General features: G+C 39.2%; 5 protein-coding genes and 1 tRNA gene. 3 read left to right on the top strand and 3 right to left on the bottom strand.

The window, feature by feature from the left end; translation table 11 throughout:
• Window positions 1-643: transposase (locus JCM15092_RS16660; RefSeq protein ID WP_024994665.1), on the top strand; the 643-nt coding region annotated here is incomplete at its 5' end.
• 70 nt (window positions 644-713) lie between these two features.
• On the top strand, window positions 714-1697 hold the full coding sequence (locus JCM15092_RS10720; RefSeq protein ID WP_439645910.1) for an ISAon1 family transposase: 984 nt from the start codon (window positions 714-716) through the stop codon (window positions 1695-1697).
• Window positions 1698-1840: 143 nt separating this feature from the next.
• On the opposite strand, the gene JCM15092_RS10715 is transcribed toward JCM15092_RS10720, so the two are convergent.
• The 3 genes from JCM15092_RS10715 to feoB all read right to left on the bottom strand — a co-directional run bounded on the left by JCM15092_RS10715 (window position 1841) and on the right by feoB (window position 4694).
• Window positions 1841-1912, bottom strand: a tRNA-Cys gene (locus tag JCM15092_RS10715).
• Between the two features lie 88 nt (window positions 1913-2000).
• Window positions 2001-2189: a DUF1206 domain-containing protein gene (locus tag JCM15092_RS17100; protein ID WP_148296647.1), complete on the bottom strand. Its 189-nt coding sequence runs from the start codon at window positions 2187-2189 to the stop codon at window positions 2001-2003.
• Window positions 2190-2219: 30 nt separating this feature from the next.
• Window positions 2220-4694, bottom strand: a complete 2475-nt coding sequence (gene feoB / locus JCM15092_RS10710; RefSeq protein ID WP_024994663.1) for a ferrous iron transport protein B — start codon at window positions 4692-4694, stop codon at window positions 2220-2222.
• Window positions 4695-4846: 152 nt separating this feature from the next.
• Here feoB and tilS point away from each other — a divergent pair, with 152 nt between their 5' ends.
• The gene (tilS, locus tag JCM15092_RS10705; RefSeq protein WP_024994662.1) at window positions 4847-6130 is read left to right on the top strand and encodes a tRNA lysidine(34) synthetase TilS; all 1284 of its coding nucleotides are present in this window, start codon (window positions 4847-4849) and stop codon (window positions 6128-6130) included.
• Window positions 6131-6227 lie beyond the last annotated feature (97 nt).

Here is a 6227-nt window from a genome sequence, read left to right as displayed (position 1 = left end):
CTTGTCACAGATTAATGAATGTGATATTGTCATACAAACATTCTTGGATGAATATAAATCTGTTATTGATAGTTTCGATCTTTCTACTTTACATAGGTATAAAAGAAAGAAGAATTCACGTTCTAAAAATGCTCCAAAATTTGATGTTGAACAGTATGCTTATTGCTTGTGGGGAGTAAATGTTTTTAATATCCCAGGCTTGAAAGACAGTGCAGTAATGCAACTGTTAGGTGAACTCGGGCATGATTTCGTAGAAAAATTTGAAACAGCTGAAAATTTTTGTAGTTGGTGCAATCTCGTTCCAAATAATAAAATATCCGGAGGGAAAATATTATCAAGTAAGCTGCCAAAGAGAAAAAATCTTGTTGGCCAAATATTTAGAATTGCAGCTTCGCCGTTATCACGTGACAAGGGTGAAATGGGAAATTATTATAGACGAATGAAAGCTAAAAGTGGAGGTATACAAGCAAATGTTGCGACTGCACATAAGATTGCAAAAATATTCTTTACCATCGTAAAAAAGAAGATAGAATATGATCCTTGCAAAGTTGGAATAGACGAAAAGGAATTAATTAAAATCAAAATGGCCAGATTAGAGAATACTTTAGAAAAGCTGAATAGGAAACTTGCGGAAGCTAGTTAAAAAAACATAACATATTTATGTATATGTCTGATTATCCATTTGTTATAAAACTGTTCTATGGAAGCTATGGATCGACTCTCGAGCCATAAGCATTAGCTCATTGGCTGAACACTATCGATTAGATGCCAAGCAACTTGAATCACAATATAAGAATCATCTTAGTAATTACAGAGAATGGGAACAACTTCCTCATGCACAAGATTGGATCTTATTCGAGAAGAATATTGGTGCTTATGTAGGACTTGACGAAACGAGCCTTTCACGTGGCGAGCTATATACCATTCTTATCAATAAGGAAGCTAAAGGCAAGAAAGGAAGCATTATTGCCATGATTAAAGGAACAGATGTGAAAACCGTATCGAATGTGCTACTAAAACTATCGCGAAAAAGACGTTTTCAGGTACGTGAGATTACTTTAGACATAGCTTCTAACATGAATCAGATAGCACGAGTTTGTTTTCCTGGTGCTAAGCAAGTGATAGACCGCTTTCATGTACAGCAATTGGCTTTTGAAGCCGTACAGGAAATGCGCATTAAAGCACGCTGGGAGGCAATGGATAAAGAAAATATAGAGATTAGCCATTCCAAAGCTTGTGGAATCCAATATAAACCTTCTGTTTTTGAAAACGGAGACACAAATAAACAACTTCTTGCCAGAAGCCGTTACCTTCTATTCAAAAAAGAAACAGCTTGGAACAGCTCCCAAAGTAAACGCGCAACTATCTTATTTAGGGAATACCCTGACATAAAGAAAGCATATTATTTAAGTATGCGGTTAGGGCTTATTTATCATCAGTCAAGGCATGCTGACGTGGCTTTAACAAAGTTAGCACATTGGTATGATGAAGTAGACAAATCAGGATTCCTCTCTTTTGGTACAGTTGCAAGAACGATACAAACACATTATCTAAGAATCGTTGCTTTCTTTAGAAATCGTGCAACCAATGCGGCCAGCGAATCTTTTAATGCTAAAATCAAACAATTTAGAGCGCAACTCAGAGGAGTGAGAGATATTTCTTTCTTCTTATTCAGATTATCCAAAATTTATGCTTAAATCTTCAATCCCTCATAATTTCGGTATGATCCCTTAAATGGTGCTACGTGCGTGAGAGAGCGTAAAACGCTGATTAACAGTATAAAACGCAAAAAGCGGGTGATATTTCTATCACCCGCTTTTTGGCGGTTTTTGCCTTATAGAGGTTCCTGGCGGATTCGAACCGCCGTACACGGTTTTGCAGACCGCTGACTAAGCCACTCATCCAAGGAACCATGTTTCGCTATCGTTATAGCGTCGATTGCGGATGCAAAGGTACAACTATTTTTCAATCCTGCAAGTCTTGATTCAAAAAATATGGCATCAATGACAGCAATTTTTACGTTTGGGAGAGCAATCCTTCTTGAGATTACGCAAGGCACAATCGGAGGTACAGCCCTCACAAGGGTTCTTATTGTTGTTTATGTCCCTGAAATATTGGACGATACGATATATGGCATATGCTATGCAACCGAATGCCACTATCATTACTATTATCTGCTGTATTCCCATAATCAATAAATTTTTTATACTGACTTTTTATCAAAAAAACAACTTACCCACATTAAACACTATAAACGAGACTATCCAGGCTAGGGTAGTGGTGTACGTGGCGGCAAAGAGTGCCCATTTCCAACTGCCTGACTCTTGCTTTATAGCGGCAAGGGTGGCAATACATGGGAAATATATCAATACAAAGAACATAAACGACAGACCTGCTATAGGAGTGATATCTATCCTCTGAGACAGATTTGCATTCTCTCTATGATCTTCATTGGTGTAGAGAACACCGAGTGTACTTACTACAAGCTCTTTTGCTCCTACTCCTGAAAGAAGACCTATTCCAAGCTTCCAGTCGAATCCTAATGGTTTGATAGCTGGTTCTATTGTCTTTCCTATCTTACCAATATACGAGTTCTCCTGTTGCTCGGCTACGCTGTTGTAGCTGTTATGATTAGGATAGTATCCCAGAAACCATATTATTATTGAGGCTATCATTATGATTCCTCCCATCTTGCGGAGATATTGCTGTCCCTTTTCCCAAGTGTGACGTACCATGCTCTTCATTGTCGGCATACGATATGGAGGAAGTTCCATAACGAATGGTGCTTCATCGCCTTTAACAAGGAACTTGCTGAAGAGACGTGCCATAAGTACTGCAAGGATAATGCCGGTAGCATATATGCTTAACAGCACCAGACTTGCTGATTTTGGGAAGAGTGCTCCTACAAGTACAAGGTAGATAGGCAGACGCGCACTGCACGACATTAGAGGGTTTACAAGCATTGTGATAAGCCTTGACTTGCGGTCCTCGATGGTACGTGATGCCATGATGGCAGGTACGTTACATCCAAAACCCATGATAAGGGGAATGAATGACTTTCCGTGAAGTCCCATCTTATGCATTATCTTGTCCATGATAAAGGCTGCACGAGCCATATATCCTGAGTCTTCCATCATTGAGATAAAGAAATAGAGAAGGAGTATGTTTGGAAGGAATACAATTACTCCACCTACTCCGCCTATAATTCCATCTACTATCATATCTTTCAGAGGGCCTTCGCTCATGTTGCCATGTACTATATTGGCTATCTGGGCGACAATCCACTCTATTCCCTGCATAGGGTAGTCGCCAAGTACGAAAGTACCCTCGAACATAAGATAGAGGAGTATGAAGAAGATAGGATATCCCCATATCTTGTTGGTTACAATGCTGTCGATGACTCTTGTAACTTGCTCTTTCTGCAGATGATTATCTGTAAAGGTCTCTTGAAGTGCTCCTGCAATGAATCCATATTTAGCATCGGTGATAGCTTGCTCACTATCCTCCTTAGTCTCAAGTTTTATATGAGCAGCCTCTTTATCGCGTACTGCAAAAATATCCTTGCTGTTTGGCAACTCTTTAACCTCATTCTCAATATCCTTATCTCCTTCAAGAAGCTTTATTGAGAGGAAACGGGTGGAGTACTTGTAGCGTATTTCTTCATTCTTGCTAACTACCTTCTTAAGGTTGTCAATACTCTCCTCAATCTCAGGACCATGGTTGATATGGATATGACGATATATGTTATTTGGCTTCTCATCTTTCTCTTCCTCATGTGAACCGAAAGCATGGTCATTGGCATACTCCTTGTGCCAATCGAGGAACTCCTCGATGACCTCATTCTTCACATCTTTCTTTATCTTCTGAGATAAGAAGTCACTGCCCTCGTAAATACCTATGATGACGTGAAAGAGCATATCTATTCCTTCACCTCTCTTGCTGACAGTAGGGATGATAGGCACACCGAGCAACTGACCTAGTTTTACGTGGTCGAGTTCGTTACCGCTGGCTTTTAACTCATCGAACATGTTGAGTGCGATGACCATCCTCACGTTCATGTCAATAAGCTGAGTGGTGAGGTAGAGGTTGCGCTCCAGATTTGAGGCATCGACCACGTTTATGATGATATCTGGTGTCTCTTCGATGATATGCTTACGCACATAGATCTCCTCAGGAGTATATGCCGATAGTGAATATGTACCTGGCAGGTCGACAATACGGAATGTATAACCTTGGAAGTTGAAGAATCCCTCTTTGGCATCAACTGTTACACCGCTATAGTTGCCTACATGCTCATGAGCGCCGGATGCAATGTTGAAAAGTGATGTCTTACCGCAATTCGGGTTCCCTACGAGTGCCACGTTGATAGTTCTACGCTTCCCTTTTGCAAGTGCAAGCATTTCAGAATCGGTCATAACAATTTCCTCTTCCATAGAACCATGGTATGGAGTGTTTATGCTACGTGCCTCTTCCTCACTGACAACCTCTATCATATCGGCCTCATTGCGCCTTAATGATATCTCGTATCCTAGTATCTTATATTTTATCGGGTCTTTTAGTGGAGCGTTGAGGACTACCTCAACAGTTTTTCCCTTGATGAATCCCATCTCTACAATCCTTTTGCGGAATCCACCATGGCCTAATACTTTGACTATTACGCCCTTTTCTCCTGTTTTTAACTCTGATAAACGCATCCTATTGATATTTTTGCAAATATATAATATAGTGTATAATAAAGCAAACTATTTAGAATGTTTTTAAATAAGAGATTGAGATATATAATTAAAATATGTGTTTATTAAGCTTTTATTTTTGTAAGCAAATTATAAAACAATAATTTTGTGATATGTTTAAGCATGACGTATATAGATTTATTAATTCCAAATCTCTCTTTAATGAGAATGATAAGGTTCTGGTGGCATTGAGTGGTGGAGCTGACTCGGTCTGCCTGCTTCGTGTACTGTTGGCTCTGGGATATAGATGTGAGGCAGCTCACTGCAATTTCCATCTGCGTGGCGAAGAGTCTATGCGAGATGAGAACTTCGTTCGCGACCTGTGTACAAAACTTGGAGTTACTCTTAATAAGATAGACTTCGATACTACTGCTTATGCCTCGGAAAAGCATGTCTCTATAGAGATGGCTGCACGTGAACTGAGGTACGAATGGTTTGAAAAGGTGAGAGAGGAGTGTGGGGCTGCTGTGATAGCTGTTGCCCATAATGAAAACGACTGTGTCGAGACTTTTATCCTTAATCTTGTTAGAGGAACCGGAATAAATGGACTGAAAGGTATTCAACCGAAAAACGGATATGTTGTTCGTCCCATGCTTGAAAAGAGACGTGAGGATATTCTTGAATACCTGAGTTTTCTGAATCAGGAGTATGTAACAGACAGTACAAATATGCAGGATGAGTATATGCGAAATAAGATCCGTCTCAATATATTACCTATGTTGTCTGAACTCAATCCCCAGGCTTCTCAGAAGATTGCAGAGACATCAAGAAGATTGATGGAAGTTGCAGATATCTATAATTCTGAAATTGAAAATGCTAAAGAGAGAGTGATGATTGATGGTAGTATCTCTATTAAAGCTCTACTTAAAGAAAAGACTCCTAAATCTCTGATGTTTGAGATATTATATCGTATCGGTTTTAACTCAAGTCAGGTCGATGATATATATGAAACAGTAATTCATGAGCAGTCAGGTAAGCTATTTCGTAGTGAGAAATATGAGCTCCTTCGTGACCGTGACATGATTATTATAAGAGCTGTTCAAGAGGTGGAGAACCTGCCTGAACTTAATATTGAAAGAATCACAGTTGACTCATCTTTCAAGGTACCTCGTGATAGCAAGGTATGTTATGTAGATGCAGATAAGATTGATGGAGAACTCTATATCCGCAAATGGGAGAGAGGAGATAAGTTCACTCCTTACGGCATGAAGGGAAAGAAAAATGTCAGCGACTATATGACCGACAGGAAATTCTCTTTGTTTGATAAAGAGAAACAATTGGTGGTTTGCAGTGGTAAAAATATAGTATGGCTTGTAAACGAACGTAGTGATGATCGTTTCAAAGTTACACCTCAAACAAAACAAGTTATAAAGATTAATCTGCTGAAATGTAAATAAACTTTAATTGGCTGCAAATAACGGCTTTGTATTTAATATGTAAGCTTTTTTTGGTTATGTTTGCATATTGTATTTTATACAATAATGCTATCCGAAA

The sequence above is a fragment of the Phocaeicola paurosaccharolyticus JCM 15092 genome (assembly GCF_000613805.1).
Taxonomy (GTDB): Bacteria; Bacteroidota; Bacteroidia; order Bacteroidales; family Bacteroidaceae; genus Phocaeicola; species Phocaeicola paurosaccharolyticus.
The sequence above is the reverse complement of the archived record's forward strand: the minus strand, read 5'-3'. Positions and strand labels throughout refer to the sequence as shown.

Bases quoted from the DNA above. Each gene is read 5' to 3' on its own strand.
- feoB (WP_024994663.1), bottom strand. From the start codon at position 4,694: ATGCGTTTATCAGAGTTAAAAACAGGAGAAAAGGGCGTAATAGTCAAA.
- tilS (WP_024994662.1), top strand. From the start codon at position 4,847: ATGTTTAAGCATGACGTATATAGATTTATTAATTCCAAATCTCTCTTT.
- JCM15092_RS17100 (WP_148296647.1), bottom strand. From the start codon at position 2,189: ATGGGAATACAGCAGATAATAGTAATGATAGTGGCATTCGGTTGCATA.